This is a genomic window from Pollutimonas subterranea (assembly GCF_002849655.1).
GTDB lineage: Bacteria > Pseudomonadota > Gammaproteobacteria > Burkholderiales > Burkholderiaceae_B > Pollutimonas > Pollutimonas subterranea.
Window position 1 is genome coordinate 64,639 of record NZ_PDNW01000005.1, and the last position, 17,814, is coordinate 82,452.

The window sequence follows — 17,814 nt, forward strand, 5'->3', positions numbered from 1 at the left end:
ACTCGTATTCTTGCTTCCATCGCATCGACTGGCGACCCTCATTCGTTCGACCGTGATGGTTTTGCTCGTCGAGGATGGGTTCCAAGCAGCAAGTGGCCGTCAGCTCGACGCAGATTTGCAGCACCGCTGCCGTCGCAGTCAAGAATTTCATTGTTTACAAAAAGGTCGTGTTCCATGAATGCTTTGGTCGAAAGCCGGCACCTTGAGTTCCGAAGGAATCGCAAGACCGAGTTGTCAGTGGTGATTCCGCTCTATAACGAGTACGAAGTCATCCCAATGATGTATGAGCGTCTAACCGCTGTACTCGCCAGCCTGGCTATTCCGTACGAACTCGTACTGGTCGACGACGGAAGCCGTGACGGCACACCCACCACCATGAGCCGGCTGGCCGACGCAGATCCCAACGTGACGGCCGTATTCTTGAGCAGGAACTTCGGAAAGGAAGCCGCGCTGACTGCAGGTCTTGATCATGCCACGGGAGATGCAGTCATCATCATGGATGCCGACTTGCAGGATCCTCCGGAACTCATTCCCGAAATGCTCAAAGCCTGGAAGGCCGGCGTGGACGTGGTCTGCATGCGTCGCCGCTCACGATCGGGGGAGAGCTGGTTCAAGCGGTACAGCGCACATCGCTACTACCGGGTGCTCAACGCCATCAGTGACGTAGACATTCCTACTGATACTGGCGACTTTCGCTTGCTCAGCCGCAAGGCCGTCAATGCGCTGAAACAGCTGAACGAGCGGAACCGCTACATGAAGGGCTTGTTTGCCTGGATAGGCTTGCCTACCACCATCATTGAATATGACCGCATGCCACGGGCTGCGGGCGTCACCAAATGGGACTACCTAAGCCTTTTCAATCTTGCCTTCGAAGGTATTACTTCTTTCTCAACGGCACCGCTACGTCTGGCCATGGGGGGAGGTTTGTTGACCGCGTTATTCGGCATCCTGTTCACCCTGTGGATTGTTATCAAGGCGCTTTTCCTGGGCGATCCCGTGCAAGGCTATCCTTCGCTTATTTCCATGATCACCATCCTGGGCGGTGTGCAACTGTTGTCGATCGGCTTGCTTGGCGAGTACATCGGCAAGACCTATTACGAAACAAAGCAACGACCCGTGTACTTGGTGCGCGATGTGATGCGACGAGGAAAGTCAGCAAATGAGACGGCACCAACTGCCGCGTTCGCGTCGATGGAAAAAGAGACCTATGTCCGGTACAAGTAAAACCGCGTGGGCTACGCTGGCAGCATTGCTGCTACTGCCACTGATCTCGATGACGGTCATCCCATTTTATGACACGAGCGAGCCTCGCTATGCAGAGATGGCTCGGCTGATGGCTCAATCGGGGGATTGGATAACACCCTGGTTTAGTCCGGGAGTTCCCTTCTGGGGTAAGCCCCCTCTTTCGTTTTGGGCTGAAGCCTTGTCAATGAAGGCGTTTGGCGTTACTGAATTTGCCGGGCGGTTCCCGTCGTGGATATGCCTACTGCTAACCAATGCCATACTATTGACCGGGCTGAGAGCGCTGCGGGGACCGCAGGTCGCACTATGGACGGTCATCATCTACAGTACTTGCGCGTTAACCTATATCAGTTCGGGTGCCGTCCTCACTGATCCTTTTCTGGCGCTTGGCACTACCCTGTCATTGGTTTCCTTTGCCATGGCCGTACAACCCTGCGGCCTTGCCTTGACAATCCCTGGCGACCAAAGCGGTGAAACGACCGACGCAAAGCATAAACGTCAGACTGCGTGGTGGTCGTATGGCTTCTTCGTCGGCCTGGCTATCGGCCTTCTGGCAAAAGGGCCGTTGGCTGTGGTACTGAGTTGTGCACCCATATTTGTCTGGTATGTTCTGAATAGAAAGAGGGTTTCGCTGGCCGCATCCTTGCCGTGGAGTAAAGGGCTGCTCCTGGTGGCGGCCTTAAGTTTGCCTTGGTATATCCTGGCCGAAATCAAGACACCTGGGTTCCTGGATTATTTCATCGTGGGCGAGCACTTTCGCCGCTTCCTGGATCCGGGCTGGGCAGGCGATTTGTATGGATCGGCCCACAGGCGGGTATATGGAACGATATGGCTCTACTGGTTGCAGGCGTCGTTCCCGTGGGGTGTACTGATGGTGGCGGTAGTATTCGGCGCAATGCGCAGTGCGCGCTTGCGATCGGCTGTGCGGAGCGTCGCTGAAGATCCATTGTTCAGCTATTGGCTGACGGGTGCTTTGTTCACGCCATTCTTCTTTACCTTTTCCGCCAATATTCTTTGGACTTACCTGCTTCCTTCATTGGCCGGACTTAGCATCCTTATTGCTATGCTTACCATCGAGGTGTGCAAGCGGTTCGCCTCTCTGGAGGGCAAGTTATTATCGGCAGCGGTTGTTGTTCCTGTGGCGGCCCTTGTGTTCAGTACGATCGTTTGGATCGATCCCGACTTGAGGAATACAGAGCGAAGCTTGGTGCGTTACGCCATGCAAAGCGATGAGCCCTCCCTACCGTTACTGTATCTCTCGAAGCCGCCGTTCTCGGCACAGTTCTATTCACACGGGCGAGTTCAGGAAACCACACAAAGCCACCTCAAGCACGCAGTCGACGATGGAACCCCTTTCTATTTGGCGATTCCTAAAGAGCAACAGGACGTTATTGCCAGAATCTTCGGCCAATCGCCGAGCATAATCTTTTCCAATAAGCGCTACTTACTGGTAAAAGCATCCAAAAATCAGCGGTAAAGCTCGCATGTTGTCGATTGTCATTGAGTTTGGCAACGCCGCTCCGGCAATTTTCGTACTTTGCTGCACTGAGTTTGCAGGGCGTATGTCATTGCGTAGGTAGCCACGATTGGGGAAGCTTTGAAAGCTCTCGCAATAGCTCAGGACGCTATCCGTGTACCGCTTAGCGATATCAGGCGAGGCCGCTTTAGCGATGTAGTTGTACAAGGCGACAACCTGATCTTCGGCCTCGGGAGCGAAGACAACGGGGTAGTTCATCGTGTCTTGTTATGTTCAGCAGCAAGGCGGTCGCGCACGCTCTCGATAGCTACGGCTCTGGCCGGATCTTCCTTTAACGCATCGAAGGCAGGACCAATATGGCCGATCAACCAACTTTCCACGGCTCGATCATGCGCCTGAAGAATACCTGAGCCATCACGGATGACCTCACTTTCGGACGCATATTCTTCGACACGAACCTTGGCCTTTATTATTTCAGCCTTTTCTTTAGGCAAAGTAATACTCATTTGCTGAGTTGTTCGCATGACAAGCTCCGTAAAATAGTAGGAGTTGCAAACTGAGTGACATAATTTGCAAGCTCAATGACAATCGACCAATATTGGCGCGCTAACGTATCCAAACGTAACAAATCTGCCAGCCCCCCTTGAAGATATCGACTTCGTCCTTATAATTAGCACTCGTAGTGGCTGAGTGCTAACACAACGCCCTAACCCGATTTTCTTATCAATTAAACAGGAGTTCCTTCATGGCACTGCGTCCTTTGCACGATCGCGTGATCGTCAAACGTCTGGACAACGAGCGCACCACAGCCTCGGGTATTGTTATCCCTGAAAGCGCCGCTGAAAAGCCCGATCAAGGTGAAGTCATTGCAGTCGGTCCCGGCAAAAAAACCGAAGACGGCAAAGTACTTCCAGTTGATCTGAAAGCGGGCGACAAAGTTCTGTTTGGCAAATACGCCGGCCAGTCGGTCAAGATCGATGGCGAAGAATTGCTCGTCATCCGCGAGGACGAAATCCTCGCCGTGGTCCTGTAATTACAAACGAATCAAGCAAGGAATTTTACAATGGCTGCTAAGCAAGTTCTATTTGGTGATGACGCACGTGTACGTATCGTCCGTGGCGTCAACATTCTCGCCAATGCTGTTAAAACCACGTTGGGCCCTAAAGGCCGTAACGTCGTTCTCGATCGCTCTTTCGGCTCCCCTACCGTCACTAAAGACGGTGTGTCGGTTGCCAAAGAAATCGAACTCAAAGACAAATACGAAAACATCGGCGCCCAGCTGGTCAAGGAAGTCGCTTCCAAGACTTCCGACGCTGCCGGCGACGGTACCACGACTGCAACCGTATTGGCTCAATCCATCGTTGAAGAAGGCCTGAAGTTTGTTGCGGCCGGCATCAACCCAATGGACTTGAAGCGCGGTATCGACAAAGCCGTTGCCGTTGCTGTTGAAGAACTCAAGAAGCTGTCCAAGCCTTGCACCACCAGCAAGGAAATCGCTCAGGTCGGTTCCATTTCGGCTAACAGCGATGCATCGATCGGCGAAATCATTGCCAACGCAATGGACAAGGTCGGCAAGGAAGGCGTTATTACCGTTGAAGACGGCAAATCGCTGGACAACGAACTCGACGTCGTCGAAGGCATGCAGTTCGATCGCGGCTACCTCTCGCCTTACTTCATCAACAACCCAGACAAGCAAGTGTCGGTTCTTGAAGATCCATATGTCCTGATTTTCGACAAGAAAATCAGCAACATCCGCGATCTGCTTCCTATCCTGGAACAAGTTGCCAAATCCAGCCGTCCTTTGTTGATCGTTGCTGAAGACGTCGAAGGCGAAGCCCTGGCTACGCTGGTTGTGAACAACATCCGTGGCATCCTCAAGACGACTGCTGTGAAGGCTCCTGGTTTTGGCGATCGCCGTAAAGCCATGCTGGAAGACATCGCCATCCTGACCGGCGGCACTGTTATCTCGGAAGAAACCGGCATGTCGCTTGAAAAAGCCACGCTGGAAGAACTGGGCCAGGCTAAGCGCATTGAAGTGGCTAAAGAAAACACCACGATCATCGACGGCGCTGGCGACAGCAAGTCCATCGAAGCGCGCGTCAAGCAGATCCGCGTTCAAATCGAAGAAGCCACTTCCGACTACGATCGCGAAAAACTGCAAGAACGCGTTGCCAAGTTGGCTGGCGGTGTTGCTGTGATTCGCGTCGGTGCTGCTACCGAAGTCGAAATGAAGGAAAAGAAAGCACGTGTTGAAGATGCTCTGCATGCAACACGCGCCGCAGTCGAAGAAGGCATTGTTCCTGGCGGCGGCGTAGCCCTGATCCGTACACGCGCTGCTGTTGCTCAAGTCAAGGGCGACAACCCTGACCAGCAAGCCGGTATCAAGCTGGTTCTGCGCGCTATCGAATCGCCTTTGCGCACTATTGTTGCCAACGCTGGCGACGAGCCTAGCGTAGTGGTCAACAATGTGGCCAACGGTACAGGCAACTACGGCTACAACGCTGCTACCGGCGAGTACGGTGACCTGGTTGAGCAAGGCGTTCTGGACCCCACCAAGGTAACCCGCACTGCATTGCAAAATGCAGCGTCGATTGCCAGCCTGTTGCTCACGACAGAGGTCGCAGTGGCCGAAATCGTGGAAGACAAGCCAGCAGGTGGCGGCATGCCTGACATGGGCGGCATGGGTGGTATGGGCGGCATGGGCGGCTTCTAAGCCAGTTTATTCCCTAACTACCGCCGACCCGGGTCTTGTACCCGGGTCATAGGGGCTGAGTTCTGTATTGCACGGAACTCAGCCTTTTTGTTATGGGTTCGATACAAAAAAGCCCAAAAGCGGCACGTCGGCTTTTGGGCTTTTCTTTACGTCAGGACTGGATCTTGCCCGACGGCTACGATCAGTTAGCTACGATACCCGCGGTATCGATCACTTTCTTCCAGCGGGCAAGTTCTTCCGCCTGGAACTTCTCGAACTCTTCGGGTGTATTGCCCACTATTTCAAAGCCGACGCCCAGAAGATTAGGCTTGACCGCCGGGTCGTTGATGGCTTCGACGACACCATCGCGTAGCTTGTCACGGATGTCGGCGGGCAGGCCCTTGGGGGCTGCCACCGCTTGCCAGGAATTCACCACCACGTTCTTGACACCGGCCTCTTCCATTGTCGGCACATCGGGGAGCAAAGGCGAACGTTTCCCGCTGGTCACGGCCAGCGCCTTCATTTTGCCGCCACGAATGTGGCCGATAACCGCGTTCAGATTCTGGAAGGAATAAGCAACCTGTCCGCCCATCAGGTCGGCTTGGGCGGGTGCACCGCCCTTGTAGGGGACATTGACGCCTTTTGTGCCGGTCTCCTGCCAGAACAATTCGGCGGTAAGGTGATCCGATGAACCGTTGCCCGAGGTTGCGAAGGTGACTTCATCGGGATGCTGCTTCATGTACTTGACGATATCAGCGACCGTGTCGCCACCCTTGGCGGCGGGGCCGGCGACCAGTACGTTGGGCGCCTGAACCGCCACGGTGATCAGGTCAAGATCTTTGGTAGGATCATATTGCAGAGATTTTTGCAGGTGCGGGTTCACCACGAATACAGACAGCGATGAGACCAGCAACGTATAACCGTCAGGCGCTGCACGAGAAACCTGCGTGGCGCCAATGGCTCCTGTTGCACCCGGCTTGTTTTCAATGGGAAAAGGTTGTCCGAACTTGGTGGCCAATTTTGCACCTATGATCCGGCCGATGTTATCGGTGGACCCACCTGGTGGGAACGGCACAACGATGGTTACCGGACGCGTGGGATAGTCAGCCGCCTGCGCGAACGTTGTGGCTGCCAACAAACCTGCAGCCAATATATATTTAAACTTCATCACCATGTCTCCTCGACTGTTAACGTTAACATTTTTACTAATGATAACGTAAGGGTAGACAGCCCCACTAAAATATTAGATCGTGGTTTACCCGTATACCGATGGGGTTACGTGCTCTCCCGCTCCATGATCGAAAAGCCGATATCGACAATGCGCTTGCCCGGATCCAGGCCTGCGGCGCGTGCAATGATGAAGTCCGCCGCCTGCGCGCCGATGGCATTGCCGTCGATACGCACGGTAGTCAATGCGGGATGTAGACTGGCCGCGAAGTCGAGGTCGCCAAATCCGACCACCGCCAGCTGCCGGGGAACTTGAAGTCCGCGAGCCTGCGCCTCCGTCAGCACTCCCAGGGCCAACATATCGGAGCTGCAGAAAACGCTATCGACATCCGGAAAATCACGCAATAGCTGGGATAATCCTGATCGACCGATGGCAAGCGTGGTCGGTGCAGGAAGCCTAAGGTGGCGCACCGGCCCGATGCCCAGTTCAGCCGCCCGTTCAATAAACGCCTTGCACCGTCGGGTCGCACGGACGTCCTGGGCCGAGAGCAAAGCGGGATACCGGCGACCTCGCTGGTGAAAAAACTCGCACACCTTTATGCCCACTTGCTCATGTGAGAAACCCACCAGCATATCGATGGGTGTGTCGCTAAGGTCCCATGTTTCAACAACAGGGATACCTGCGGCTCGCAGGCGCCTGCAGCCTTGGTCGGAATGCAGCACCCCGGTCAGCACGATCCCGTCCGGGCGGCGGCCGATCAACGCATTCAGCAAGGCGTCTTCCTGCAGTTCGCCATCGTAGCCGCTTTGTCCAAGTATCAGCTGGTAGCCATGAGCGGTGAGCTTTTGCATCAACGCCTGTATCGTCTCGGAAAATACCGGCCCGGAGAGTGTCGGAATCAATGCCGCAACCAGGCGTGCGCTTTTCTTTGCATTCAAGCCCTTGGCCAGCAGATTAGGCACATAGCCCGTCTGCTCCACCGCCTGTAAAACCCGGGTGAGTGTCGATGCGGACAGCTGGTCCGGATTATTGAGCGCGCGTGAAACGGTGATCGCCGAGACATTGGCGACGCGCGCTACATCGTGGACGGTCACGCTGTTCGAGCTTGTGTGGAGTCGTGTCATCAAAAAGCCGGTAATGGTTTAGCAGGCATAATATCGATTGTACCGACCAGGGCATATTTCCCGTCCGGCCAGCAGCATCTTTACATGGCGCCATGACACCCAGCAATTCACCCTACAAAAGCAGAGGCGGCATTGGCCGCCTGTTCAAGGCCTTGCGCTATTCCGCACAGGGCCTGGCTGCGGCGTTCAAGCACGAAGCCGCGTTCCGGCAGGAACTGCTGCTGATCGTGGTGCTGACGCCCGTCGCCATATGGATCAGCCGCAGCGTGGGCGAAATGCTGCTGCTGATCGGGACGATGATTTTCGTCCTGATCATTGAAATTCTGAATTCCGCCCTGGAGGCGCTTGCCGACAGCATCACCGTCGAGCATCACCCCATGATAGGGCGGGCGAAAGACCTCGGCAGTGCGGCGGTCATGCTGTCGATCGGGCTGTGCATTCTGGTCTGGCTGTGCATCATTGGCACTCATATGTCTGGCGCCAGCCTGATACCGTAATACTCTTAAAACTTGTGACGCATTCATGATCTTTACACAGAAACTCGAGCACGCCTGGGCGACCTCAAATTCCATGCTGATGGTTGGATTGGACCCGGATCCGCAACGCTTTCCCGCCGAATTGCAAGGGCATCCAAACGCAATCTTCGAATTCTGTCGCGCTATCGTTGACGTAACCGCGCCGTATGCCTGTGGCATAAAACCGCAGATCGCCTACTTTTCGGCCATGCGCGCCGAAGACCAGCTGGAAGCGCTGTGCGAATATATCCACGAACATCATCCGGGGCTTCCTATCGTTCTGGACGCCAAGCGGGGCGATATCGGATCGACGGCGGAACAGTACGCTCGCGAGGCGTACGAGCGCTACCAGGCGGACGCCGTCACGGTCAGCCCCTATATGGGCTTCGATACGATACAGCCGTATCTGGCTTGGAATAGCAAAGGCGTCATTGTCCTGTGCCGCACGTCCAATAAGGGCGGCTCCGACCTCCAGTTCATCGAATCCAAGGACGATACCCCTTTATACCTGCATGTCGCCGGCCTGGTTGCCGATCACTGGAACACCAACGGCCAATGCGCCCTGGTCGTAGGGGCAACATTCCCCGAAGAAATTGCGCGGGTCCGCGAGCGCGTGGGCGACATGCCCCTGCTGGTGCCCGGCATCGGGGCGCAAGGCGGCGACATTCCGTCCACCGTCAAGGCGGGCATCGACAGCAAGGGCACCGGGATGATGATCAATTCGTCGCGGGCTATTCTGTATGCCAGCGGCGGCGACGACTGGCGCGAGGCGGCAGCATTGGCTGCCCGAACCACGCGGGATGCGATTAACGCAGCTCGATAAAGCTGATGGCGGTTTCCAGGGCAAAAGCAACCGACGCGTTGCGTATCTGCCTGCGGTCTCCCTCGAACACCTTGGTCATGGCACGGGTAACAATGCCTTCGGACGTGCGCCGGGCGAATCCGAAACACACCATGCCCACGGGCTTGCCCGGTGTGCCGCCATCGGGCCCGGCGATGCCGGTCGTGGATATCGCAATATGCGCGGGCGCCGCCACGGTGAGCACGCCGGATGCCATTTCCATGGCGGTTTCTTCGCTGACGGCGCCGAATCGCTCGAGCGTATCGATGCTGACCTGAAGCTCCTCGGCCTTGGCCGCATTGCTGTACGTGACAAAACCGCGGTCAAACCATTGGCTGGATCCGGGCGTGTCGGTCATGGCGGCAGCCAGCAAGCCGCCGGTGCATGATTCGGCGCAGGCGAACATCAAGCCGTGGTCGAGCAAAAGCTGCCCGAGAACGGGCGCGTAGGTCAGCGATTCGTTATTGCTCATGGAAACACCTCAAGTCTGACGAGAATGGCAACCACCAGCAAGCTGTAGGCCGCCGCCACGATATCGTCCCACATCACGCCAAAGCCGTTCTTGAAATGGCGGTCGAAAAAGGCGATGGGGGGCGGCTTGATAATATCGAAAAATCGAAATATGACGAAAGCCAGCAGTTGAGCCCAGAGGCCGTCAGGCGTCAGCCACAGCACCAGCCAGAAGGCCACTACTTCGTCCCACACCATGCCGCCGTCGTCCGCCCGGCCCATTTCCTTGCCAACTCGATGGCAGCACCAGCAGCCTAGCGCAAAAGCCGCCGATAGCAATACAGCAATGTAGGCATCGGGCAAGCGTGAAACCGCCAGCACCCACAACAACCAACCCAGCAAAGTGCCCCAGGTACCCGGTGCCGGACGGATCAGGCCGCTACCCAGCCCGAATGAAATCATGCGCGGAAACGAGCGGAATACCCAGGCGGCACTGGGCTTGAAATCAGATTCAGCACGAGCATCAGTGTCGGGGGCCGGCATACGAGGGTCTATTGAAATCCGTGAGAAAGGTCAGGAAAAATGATCGAAACCGCCCTGCTTCATTACGATGACTGTTGAGTCCGCTTTCTTGACGCGCAAGCCGGGCTGCGCGACTATCGTGCCCACGCGCGCCACCTGGATCGATGCTCCTTGCGCCAAGTCCTTGATGCGCGCCCTGGCATCTACGGGAGCGGTAAAACAAAGTTGATACACATCGCCGCCTGACAGGACGGCGTCTTGAACCAGGAACTCGTCCAGGCCCTGCAGCGCCGAGGCGATGGGCAGCGCATTGTAGACGAGCTCTGCACCGCAGTCACTAGCCTTCAGAATATGACCAAGATCTTGGGCCAGGCCATCCGAAATATCCAGCGCAGCATGCGCGACGCCAGCCAATTGCTGCGCGAAACGCCAGGGTGGCAGCGGCCTCTCGAGGGCATCCCGCGTAGCAGCGAGCAAGGAAGGATTCGATGGCAGCTTATTTTGCAGGAGGCGCAAGGCAATATCGGCGGCGCCGAGCGTACCCGTAACCCATATATCGTCACCCACCCGAGCCGCATTTCGACGCAAGGCATGTTGCGGCTTGACCTGGCCCATGATGGTTACGCTAATGACAATACCCGCGGAACTTCGTGTGGTATCGCCCCCGATTAGGGGACACCCGGACGCCTCCGCAAGCGCGTAAAAGCCATCGGCGAAACCCTGCAACCAGTCGTCGTCGACTGCGGGAATGGATAGGCTCAACAGGCAGGCCAGCGGTTGTGCGCCCATCGCCGCAAGATCGGACAGATTGACGGCCAGCGACTTGTGTCCCAATGCGGCGGGATTGACATCGGCAAAGAAATGCCGGCCTTCCACCAGAAGATCGGTACTGGTTGCAAGATGGTGACCCGCTGCAACCGGAAACAGGGCACAGTCATCGCCGACCCCAAGGAAGCCCGGCGGCGCGGGCCGCGTGAAGTAACGCGCTATCAGGCCGAACTCGGAATTCAATAGGCCTCCCGGGGATTTGGCGACTAGCGGCGCGGAGCCGCCTGTACTTCTACCGGACGGACGTCAGCCGCCATTTTGTCGAGCACGCCATTGACGAACTTGAACCCGTCTGTGCCGCCAAACGACTTGGCCAGCTCTACGGCTTCGTTGATCGCGACCTTATAGGGTACTTCGGTATGATGAATGAGCTCGTAGCTTCCTATCAGCAATATGCCATGTTCTATAGGAGATAGTTCGGCAAGCGGGCGGTCGATGTAGGGCAGGAAACTTTCGCGCAAAGACGGTGCCTCGCGCAATACGCCATGCAATAGCGTCTTGAACCATGTTGCATCGGCTTCCTGGAATTCCTCATCGTCGCGAATGTGCGCATCAATAGCCCCGGCTTCCTGGAGTCCGGTATCGCCATGCAGCAGCCAGGAATAAACACCCTGCAATGCGAACTCGCGCGCGCGACGCCGCGCGCTACGGCTATTGGCCCGGGGGGAAGCGCCCGAAGGCGCACCCGGCGTGTTATTTATCGTCAAAATCTTCGTCCTCGTCCCCGATGTCGTCTTCGTCGTCCTCGTCTTCGTCGTCATCCAGGTCATCTTCGGATTCGGGCTCGAGTGCCGCGACCAGGTTAGCCATTTCGACGGCGCTACGCGCGCAGTCACGGCCTTTTTCCGTGGCACGCGATTGTGCTTGCTCGTCGGTGTCGGTGGTAAGCACGCCGTTGGCCACGGGAATGCCGGTTTCAAGCGCGACGCGACTGATGGCCGCGGCGCTTTCATTGCTGACAATTTCAAAGTGATAGGTGTCGCCGCGAATGACCGCACCCAAAGCGATCAGCGCATCGAACTCGAACGTTTCGGCCATTTGCGCCAATGCGACGCCGAGTTCGAGGGCGCCAGGTACGGAGACCAGCATGACGTCACGTTCGTCAACGCCCAATTCGGCCAATTCGGCCAGGCAGGATTCAAGCTCGGCTTGCCCGACCGGCTCGTTGAAGCGAGCCCGCACAATGCCTATATGCAGACCCTCTCCGTTCAGATCGGGAGACAAAGTATATGGGTTCATAGTCAGTAATTCCTGTTATTGGGTGGAAAGAGGTTCACTATCGTAACCCGTTATGGTCAGGGAAAACCCTGCCATGCTGGGCATTTTTCGGGGACGGGCCAACAAGCGAGCCTGGCCAACGTTCAGGTCGCGCATGATTTGGGCACCAATACCGTAAGTAAGCAGTCCATAGCGACTTTCACGGTCGACAGCTTGCCCTTCATGGCCGGACGACAGGTTCCAGGATTCAAACTGGCTGAAGAGGAGGTCTGGCGAGCCTTGGCAGTTCAACATGATGAGGACTCCGGAGGGCGCCGCGACGATGGCCTTGAGGGCTTGCGGCACGCTCCAGCTATGTGACGTTGCGCCCTCGAAGAGCACGTCGAGCATTGTCGAAGGTTCGTGTACGCGCACCAGCGTTTCGGCATCGGGTGTGATGGTGCCATGGACCAGCGCGAGGTGCGGCGCGCCCGAAGACAGGTCGCGATAGGCCACAGCCTGGAATTCGCCCCACGGTGTCTGCATACGCCGGCTGGCCAGGCGTTCAATCATGGACTCGTGTTCGCTGCGGTACTGGATAAGATCGGCAATGGTGCCAATCTTGAGACCATGCTCGCGCGCGAAAAGCTTGAGGTCGGGCAAGCGCGCCATGGTGCCGTCAGGCTTCAGGATTTCGCAAATGACCGCCGCTGGAGTAAGCCCCGCCAAAGCCGTGAGATCGCACCCGGCTTCCGTGTGCCCGGCCCGCACCAGCACGCCGCCACGCACCGCCTGCACCGGAAAAATATGGCCGGGCTGCACGAGGTCGGACGGTTTGGCGTCGCGCGCCACTGCCGTCTGGATGGTGCGGGAACGATCGGCGGCCGAGATGCCCGTATCGACGCCTTCCGCGGCCTCGATCGACATGGTGAAGTTCGTGCCGAAACGCGTGCCATTGCGACTGGCCATGAGCGGCAAATCGAGCTGGCGACAGCGCTCTTCGGTAAGGGTAAGGCACACCAGCCCTCGAGCATGGGTGACCATGAAATTGATGGCTTCGGGGGTGACGAATTCGGCCGCCATGACGAGATCGCCTTCGTTCTCGCGATCTTCTTCATCCACCAATATCACTTGCCGGCCCGCGCGCAACTCGGCCACAATATCGGTAACGGGAGAGATATCGCAGGCCTCTATGGCGTTGATATCCAGGTCGGACGGCTTGCTCATGACATGTGCTCAGTAAAAAGTTGGGTCATTTTAACGCCTTCCGGGATAAGGTCGCGCGAAGCCGGGTAATATCCGCTAAAACCATAACACGATTCAATCATGCGCGAAAAAATCACAGCGCCGCAAGCCGGCAACGATGGTCGGCGCAGCATACAGTCGGTCGAGACCGGCTTTCCTTTGCTCGCTGCCTTGGTCGACTCCGGCGCCGCACTCACCTTGCGCGACCTGGCTACGCGGGCCGGCATGACGTCGGCGAAAGCACACCCTTATCTGGTCAGCTTCACCCGAGTCGGCCTGGTCCAGCAAGACCCCGCCACGGGACAGTACGAACTGGGGCCCTTCGCCCTGCAAATGGGGTTGGTCAGCCTGCAGCGCCTGGATCCTGTACGAGTCGCCCTGCCGCAGGTCAATCTGCTGGCGGGCGAAATCGGGCACACCCTGGCCATTGCCGTACTGGGTTCCCACGGCCCCACCATGATTCACATCTCGGAAGCCAGCTACCCCGTCCATGTCAACATGCGAAAAGGCACCGTGATGTCGATGTTGCACACTGCCACGGGCCACGTCTTCGCTGCGTGGCTGCCTCCCAAAATTGCGCGGCACTATATCGAGCGTGAAGCCGGCGATACCGCCGTGGTTACCAGCATCAGTCCCTTGCGACCCTCACCCGAAGCACTGGAAGCACAGCTGTCGCAGGTTAGAGCCACAGGCGTCGCACAGGCGCTGGGCAACCCCCTGCCCGGCATCGACGCCTTGTCTGTACCGGTATTCGATCATTCCGGAAATATTGTGCTGGCCTTGACGAGTCTTGGGCCGGCCACGCTGTTTGACGCACGGGCGCAAGGCCCGATCGCCACGGCATTGAAAGAATGCGCGGCGGTCATCTCAGGAAAACTCGGGTATCGGCCTGGGCGATAAACCGCTAAACTGGCTCCCCTTATTACAAATTTATTACAAGTTTATTACTTGTCATACCCGTATTCGGCTCAGTTCAAATCAACTAATAAACCCGACTTATTCCGGAGACAACCATGAAATCATCAAGCCTGCTCTTGACGAGCACCTTCGTCGCGCTTCTTGGCGCATCGCAGTTCGCTTACGCTCAAGATTCCTGCTCCAATCGCGGCGACCTGGACACAATGTTCTGCGACGCCAATAAAGACCTGGTGGCAGACACCCCCACCGATCCCAGCCAGCAGAAAACACCTTCCACCATCGTGTTCACCTATACACCGGTCGAAGACCCAGCCGTATACGCCGAAATATTCTCGCCGTTCACCAAGCACCTGGCCCAGTGTATCGATCGCAAAGTCGTGTTCTATCAAGTCCAGAGCAACTCCGCCGAAATCGAAGCCATGCGTTCAAGCCGGCTTCACGTCGGGGGCTTTTCCACCGGCCCGACCAATTTCGCCGTCAACCTGGCCGGTGCGGTACCCTTCGCTGTCAAGGGAGACGCCAGCGGCTTCCAGGGCTACAACCTGATCCTCATCGTCAAGAAAGACAGCCCGTTCAAGGCAATTTCCGACCTGAAGGGTAAAAAAGTCGCTCACACCTCGCCATCGTCCAACTCCGGCAACATGGCTCCCATCGCCCTCTTCCCGAAAGAAGGCCTGGTTCCCGGAAAAGACTATGAACTCCTGTATTCGGGAAAGCACGACCAGTCCATCATGGGCGTAAATTCGGGCGACTATGACGCCGCCGCCGTTGCCTCCGACGTGTTTCACCGCATGGCCGAGCGCGGCCAGGTCAAGGCCGAGGACTTCCGTATCCTCTACACCAGCGAGAAATTTCCAACGTCGTCGTTTGCGTACACCTACGACCTCGAACCAAAATTCCGCGACAAAATGTTGAAATGCTTCTACGACTACCGCTTCCCGGCGGAAATGAAAGAAGCGTTTGACGGTGCCGACCGCTTCTACCCGGTCACCTACAAAAAAGACTGGGCCATTGTGCGCGACGTGGCCAAGGCAGGCGGCGAAAGTTTCACGCGCTCCGCTTATGACAAAGCAAGCAAAAAGGCGAATTGAGTTTTATGGGTGCGTCTCTGCAAATCAAGAACCTGGTCAAGGAATACCGGTCAAACCAGCCGGTATTGAAAGACATCAGCCTGGACCTTACCGGTGAGGGCCTGACGGCCATCATCGGACCTTCAGGCACCGGCAAAAGCACGCTATTGCGCTGCATAAACCGGCTCATCGAACCTACAAAAGGCACCATCCTGCTGGAAGATGGCGGCGTTGTGGTCGACTTGGCCCAGGTCCGCGGTGCGCAGCTCAGGCACGCCCGTCGTCGTATCGGCATGGTTTTCCAGGAATACAATCTGGTGGAACGCCTTACCGTCATGGAAAACCTGCTGACAGGACGCCTGGGCTACACCTCGGCGTTCAATGCATGGCGGCGCCGCTTCGACGCCGACGATATCGAGTATGCCTTCAAGCTGCTGGATACCGTCGGCTTAGGCGGCTTCGCCGACCAGCGCGCCGATGCCCTCTCGGGCGGACAGCGTCAGCGTGTAGGCATAGCGCGCGCGCTGATGCAGCGCCCGCAGCTATTGCTCGCCGACGAGCCCACCTCGTCACTCGACCCAAAAACCTCGGTCGAGATCATGGAGCTGCTTATCGACCAGGGTCGCGCGTTCAATATTCCAGTCATCGTCAATATCCACGATGTCGAATTGGCCAAACGATACGCCACCCGCATCATCGGCATGTCGGGCGGCAACGTCGTCTACGACGGCGAGGCCTCGGGACTGAGCACAGAAGTACTGAAAAAAATCTACGGAGGCGAGTCGTGGCTAAGCTGAACGCGCCCTCGGCAACGCGGTCCAGCAAGCCTTTCGCCCTGTCCTCGCGCGCCAAGCTCGGCCTCATCCTGGTTGTGGCCTACACGCTTTTCGCGTCGACTCAACTTGGCTTCTCGTGGGACCGTTTCGAAGCGGGCCTGGGGCATGGGGCCAAGTTCCTTGCCCGGATGTTTCCGCCCAATTTCGACCGCGGCGCCATGCTATGGAAGGGTATCGCCGAAAGCCTCGAGATCGCTGTCCTCGCCACGACACTCGGCATTATTCTGGCGCTGCCGCTTAGTCTGCTTGGTGCGCGCAACTTGATGCCGGCGTGGGCAAGCTGGCCCGCGCGTGCCTTCATTTCCCTATGCCGCGCGCTGCATCCCGTGATCGTCGCCATCATCTTCGTCAAGGCGGTCGGCTTTGGCGCGCTGGCCGGCGTACTGGCGCTTACGGTGGCATCCATCGGTTTCATCGGCAAACTGTTTACCGAATCCATCGAGGAAATATCCTTGAAGCAGGTCGAAGCGGTGCGGGCTACCGGCGCATCGTTTCCCAATGTCATTATCTTTTCAGTAATGCCGCAGGTTTTTGCACGGTTCGTAGGATTCTCGACCTATCAGCTCGACTCCAACCTGCGCAACTCCACCATGGTCGGCATCGTGGGCGCCGGCGGCATCGGCGGAACGCTATTTTCTGCGTTCCAACGCTTCGACTACGACTTCGTCTGCACCATACTCCTTTCGATCATTGCAATCATCATGGTTGGAGAAGTTCTGGCGGGCATCGTGCGCTCCATCCTGCTCGATAACGTCTCGCCCACAGAACTTTTCCGCGGCAAGGCGCATCGTCCCCGCCAGGCAAGGCCCATCGAGGACGACGCATGAATACCTCCCATACCCTGCCAAACTCGGAAGCTCGAAGCTGGGTGCGCTATACGCCCGGCCAGCGTCTTCTACGCTTTGTCCTGTACCTGCTCTTTGTCCTGGCCATCGTTCAGTCAATGCGAACGATCGATGTCATTCCCGAGTTCCTTTACGACGCTCCTACCCAGATGGCCGACCTGGTTCATCGGATGTGGCCAGTATCATGGCAGAGCTTTCAGGGATCCATCCAGAAAGCCTTGATTGAAACGCTGCATATGGCCACGCTGGGGACCATTCTTGCAGTGGTCTTGGCCGTGCCGGTCGGTTTGCTGGCCTCCGAAAAACTTACACCGAACAAGGCGGTCAATTTTCTGGCGCGCCTTATCCTGGTGTCCAGCCGATCAATCAATTCGCTTGTATGGGCACTGTTGTTCATTGCCGTCTTCGGCCCCGGGCCGCTGGCTGGAACGATCGCAATCGCGTTCCGATCCATCGGTTTCATTGGCAAGCTACTTGGCGAGGCACTGGACGATGCGCACCCCGGCCCCATCGAAGCGCTCACCGCAACGGGCGCAAGCACCGGTTCCATCATCGGCTATGGCTATTGGCCTCAGATCCGGCCTGCGTTCTGGTCTATCGTTCTGCTGCGATGGGATATCAATGTCCGTGAATCCGCCGTGTTGGGACTGGTCGGAGCTGGAGGCATAGGCATGGCACTGAACAGCGCCATGGACCTGTTCCAGTGGGATAAAGTTGCGCTGATTCTCCTGCTGATCTTCGGCATCGTCATCGTCGCCGAAATCATCATCACCCGCGTACGCAAAACCTTGCTGTAGAGCTGGGTTGGTGCATGCGCGCCACCAAGCTCTGGCGCCAGCCGCGC

At 57.1% G+C, this 17,814-nt stretch carries 21 protein-coding genes; 11 read left to right on the forward strand and 10 right to left on the reverse strand.

Going from position 1 to position 17,814, the window contains the following annotated elements; translation table 11 throughout:
- The first annotated feature begins 174 nt into the window (after nt 1-174).
- Both CR159_RS07660 and CR159_RS07665 read left to right on the forward strand, forming a co-directional pair.
- Nucleotides 175-1,224 carry a glycosyltransferase family 2 protein gene (locus CR159_RS07660; protein ID WP_102073430.1) on the forward strand — a complete coding sequence of 350 codons (1,050 nt, stop codon included), beginning with the start codon at nt 175-177 and terminating at the stop codon, nt 1,222-1,224.
- The gene (locus CR159_RS07665; protein ID WP_102073431.1) at nt 1,208-2,719 is read left to right on the forward strand and encodes an ArnT family glycosyltransferase; all 1,512 of its coding nucleotides are present in this window, start codon (nt 1,208-1,210) and stop codon (nt 2,717-2,719) included. The genes CR159_RS07660 and CR159_RS07665 overlap by 17 nt, the downstream gene beginning before the upstream one ends.
- Here the strand turns inward: CR159_RS07665 and CR159_RS21410 are convergent.
- Nucleotides 2,687-2,977 carry a type II toxin-antitoxin system RelE/ParE family toxin gene (locus CR159_RS21410; protein WP_143705453.1) on the reverse strand — a complete coding sequence of 97 codons (291 nt, stop codon included), beginning with the start codon at nt 2,975-2,977 and terminating at the stop codon, nt 2,687-2,689. The genes CR159_RS07665 and CR159_RS21410 overlap by 33 nt on opposite strands.
- The gene (locus CR159_RS07670; protein WP_102073432.1) at nt 2,974-3,243 is read right to left on the reverse strand and encodes a ribbon-helix-helix domain-containing protein; all 270 of its coding nucleotides are present in this window, start codon (nt 3,241-3,243) and stop codon (nt 2,974-2,976) included. The genes CR159_RS21410 and CR159_RS07670 overlap by 4 nt, the downstream gene beginning before the upstream one ends.
- Nucleotides 3,244-3,464: 221 nt before the next feature.
- Between CR159_RS07670 and CR159_RS07675 the strand changes: the two genes are divergently transcribed.
- Together CR159_RS07675 and groL are read left to right on the forward strand one after the other, a co-directional pair.
- Nucleotides 3,465-3,752 carry a co-chaperone GroES gene (locus CR159_RS07675; protein ID WP_073107815.1) on the forward strand — a complete coding sequence of 96 codons (288 nt, stop codon included), beginning with the start codon at nt 3,465-3,467 and terminating at the stop codon, nt 3,750-3,752.
- Nucleotides 3,753-3,782: 30 nt separating this feature from the next.
- On the forward strand, nt 3,783-5,432 hold the full coding sequence (gene groL, locus CR159_RS07680; protein ID WP_102073433.1) for a chaperonin GroEL: 1,650 nt from the start codon (nt 3,783-3,785) through the stop codon (nt 5,430-5,432).
- Between the two features lie 181 nt (nt 5,433-5,613).
- Here the strand turns inward: groL and CR159_RS07685 are convergent, their stop codons facing one another.
- Together CR159_RS07685 and CR159_RS07690 are read right to left on the reverse strand one after the other, a co-directional pair.
- Entirely contained in the window at nt 5,614-6,579 is a 966-nt protein-coding gene (locus CR159_RS07685; RefSeq protein ID WP_102073434.1) for a Bug family tripartite tricarboxylate transporter substrate binding protein, read from the reverse strand.
- Between the two features lie 107 nt (nt 6,580-6,686).
- Entirely contained in the window at nt 6,687-7,703 is a 1,017-nt protein-coding gene (locus tag CR159_RS07690) for a LacI family DNA-binding transcriptional regulator (protein WP_102073435.1), read from the reverse strand.
- Between the two features lie 92 nt (nt 7,704-7,795).
- Here CR159_RS07690 and CR159_RS07695 point away from each other — a divergent pair, with 92 nt between their 5' ends.
- Together CR159_RS07695 and pyrF are read left to right on the forward strand one after the other, a co-directional pair.
- Nucleotides 7,796-8,200, forward strand: coding sequence for a diacylglycerol kinase (locus CR159_RS07695; protein ID WP_102073436.1), 405 nt, complete (start codon nt 7,796-7,798; stop codon nt 8,198-8,200).
- Nucleotides 8,201-8,225: 25 nt separating this feature from the next.
- A complete protein-coding gene (gene pyrF, locus CR159_RS07700; RefSeq protein WP_102073437.1) occupies nt 8,226-9,041 on the forward strand; it encodes an orotidine-5'-phosphate decarboxylase in 816 nt (271 codons plus the stop codon).
- Here pyrF and CR159_RS07705 read toward each other — a convergent pair.
- The 6 genes from CR159_RS07705 to ribBA are packed head-to-tail and all read right to left on the reverse strand — an operon-like array spanning nt 9,025 to nt 13,283.
- A complete protein-coding gene (locus CR159_RS07705; RefSeq protein WP_102073438.1) occupies nt 9,025-9,531 on the reverse strand; it encodes a CinA family protein in 507 nt (168 codons plus the stop codon). The two genes, pyrF and CR159_RS07705, sit on opposite strands and share 17 nt — an antisense overlap.
- Nucleotides 9,528-10,052 (reverse strand): phosphatidylglycerophosphatase A family protein, encoded by a 525-nt coding sequence (locus CR159_RS07710; protein ID WP_102073439.1) that lies wholly within the window; start codon nt 10,050-10,052, stop codon nt 9,528-9,530. Before CR159_RS07710 ends, CR159_RS07705 begins: the two co-directional genes overlap by 4 nt.
- A 30-nt stretch (nt 10,053-10,082) precedes the next feature.
- Nucleotides 10,083-11,042, reverse strand: a complete 960-nt coding sequence (gene thiL, locus CR159_RS07715) for a thiamine-phosphate kinase (RefSeq protein WP_102073440.1) — start codon at nt 11,040-11,042, stop codon at nt 10,083-10,085.
- 23 nt (nt 11,043-11,065) lie between these two features.
- Entirely contained in the window at nt 11,066-11,560 is a 495-nt protein-coding gene (gene nusB / locus CR159_RS07720) for a transcription antitermination factor NusB (protein ID WP_439650504.1), read from the reverse strand.
- Entirely contained in the window at nt 11,553-12,098 is a 546-nt protein-coding gene (gene ribH / locus CR159_RS07725; protein ID WP_102073442.1) for a 6,7-dimethyl-8-ribityllumazine synthase, read from the reverse strand. Before ribH ends, nusB begins: the two co-directional genes overlap by 8 nt.
- 15 nt (nt 12,099-12,113) lie before the next feature.
- A complete protein-coding gene (gene ribBA / locus CR159_RS07730; protein WP_102073443.1) occupies nt 12,114-13,283 on the reverse strand; it encodes a bifunctional 3,4-dihydroxy-2-butanone-4-phosphate synthase/GTP cyclohydrolase II in 1,170 nt (389 codons plus the stop codon).
- A gap of 99 nt (nt 13,284-13,382) precedes the next feature.
- Between ribBA and CR159_RS07735 the strand changes: the two genes are divergently transcribed.
- The 5 genes from CR159_RS07735 to phnE (CR159_RS07755) all read left to right on the forward strand — a co-directional run bounded on the left by CR159_RS07735 (nt 13,383) and on the right by phnE (CR159_RS07755) (nt 17,767).
- Nucleotides 13,383-14,201 carry an IclR family transcriptional regulator gene (locus CR159_RS07735; RefSeq protein WP_102073444.1) on the forward strand — a complete coding sequence of 273 codons (819 nt, stop codon included), beginning with the start codon at nt 13,383-13,385 and terminating at the stop codon, nt 14,199-14,201.
- Nucleotides 14,202-14,314: 113 nt separating this feature from the next.
- Nucleotides 14,315-15,310: a phosphate/phosphite/phosphonate ABC transporter substrate-binding protein gene (gene phnD / locus CR159_RS07740; protein ID WP_102073445.1), complete on the forward strand. Its 996-nt coding sequence runs from the start codon at nt 14,315-14,317 to the stop codon at nt 15,308-15,310.
- 5 nt (nt 15,311-15,315) lie between these two features.
- The gene (gene phnC, locus CR159_RS07745) at nt 15,316-16,086 is read left to right on the forward strand and encodes a phosphonate ABC transporter ATP-binding protein (RefSeq protein WP_102073446.1); all 771 of its coding nucleotides are present in this window, start codon (nt 15,316-15,318) and stop codon (nt 16,084-16,086) included.
- Complete coding sequence (gene phnE, locus CR159_RS07750) at nt 16,083-16,952, forward strand: phosphonate ABC transporter, permease protein PhnE (protein ID WP_102073612.1); 870 nt, start codon at nt 16,083-16,085, stop codon at nt 16,950-16,952. Before phnC ends, phnE (CR159_RS07750) begins: the two co-directional genes overlap by 4 nt.
- Entirely contained in the window at nt 16,949-17,767 is an 819-nt protein-coding gene (gene phnE, locus CR159_RS07755) for a phosphonate ABC transporter, permease protein PhnE (RefSeq protein ID WP_102073447.1), read from the forward strand. The genes phnE (CR159_RS07750) and phnE (CR159_RS07755) overlap by 4 nt, the downstream gene beginning before the upstream one ends.
- Nucleotides 17,768-17,814 lie beyond the last annotated feature (47 nt).